1 protein-coding gene is annotated in these 1,000 nt (G+C 58.9%); it reads left to right on the top strand.

The annotated features are described in order from the left end of the window. Window positions 1-123 precede the first annotated feature (123 nt). On the top strand, window positions 124-936 hold the full coding sequence (gene bioH, locus A3730_RS06060) for a pimeloyl-ACP methyl ester esterase BioH (RefSeq protein WP_063521175.1): 813 nt from the start codon (window positions 124-126) through the stop codon (window positions 934-936). Window positions 937-1,000 lie beyond the last annotated feature (64 nt).

The raw sequence follows: 1,000 nt of genomic DNA, 5'->3' as shown, positions 1-1,000 counted from the left end.
ACTGCTGCTGGCGCTGGATCAGGTCGGACGCCGAAAGCCGGACGTCTGACGCCCCAAAATGCCTGCCTGTTTTGTTTCTGTCGTCAGGCTACCGACGTCAGACCTATGACCAAAGGAATTTCCATGCCCAAACTGATTCCCTTTCACAATACCTACAAAGCCACGGGTGTGAATGATGACGAGGCGCAGGACATCGTTCTGATTCATGGCTGGGGACTGCATGCCATTGTCTTTGACGACATTGTGCCGGCCTTGCTGGAACGGTTCCGGGTCACCGTGGTGGACCTGCCCGGTATGGGGCAGAGCCCCATGCCCAGCGGGGACTACACCCTGGATTTTCTCGCCGATGAAGTGCTGGCGATCATGCCCGACAAGGCCCACGTGCTGGGTTGGTCGCTGGGCGGGCTGGTGGCGTTGGCCATGGCCGACAAAGCCGCGCAAAGGGTGCAGTCGGTAGTCACGGTGGCTACCTCGCCGCGGTTTACGGCCGGTGAGGGCTGGGATACGGCCATGCGGCCGGACATTCTTGGCAAGTTTGCGGAAATGTTCGACGAAGATAATGAAGGCACGTTGGTGCGTTTTCTCGCATTAAACTGCAAGGGTAGTGCGGCCATGCGCGAGGATACGGCGCGGCTTAAGGAAATCCTTTATTTCTGTGGATTGCCCGCGCCGAAAGCCTTGCGCAGCGGTCTCGACATTCTGCGCGAGGCAGACATGCGAACCGTGTTGCCGGAACTGGCCATGCCGGTGTTGATGGTTTTTGGCGAGAACGATCATATCGTCCCGGCGGCGGCCATGACCGCCAGTGAACCACTGATTCACAGCGGCCGCACTGCCTTGATTGAGCAGGTGGCTCATGTGCCTTTCCTGTCGGCACCGGAGACGTTTACGAGAGCGGTTTATGACTTCTATCGCGAATATCAACTGGTCGCTTGAGATGGCTGCGTCCGCTCTGGATAAACATGCGGTCAGCGACCACTTCAGCCGGGCGGCGCGCAGC

It is taken from the genome of Alcanivorax sp. HI0044 (genome assembly GCF_001634945.1).
The sequence above is the reverse complement of the archived record's forward strand: the minus strand, read 5'-3'. Positions and strand labels throughout refer to the sequence as shown.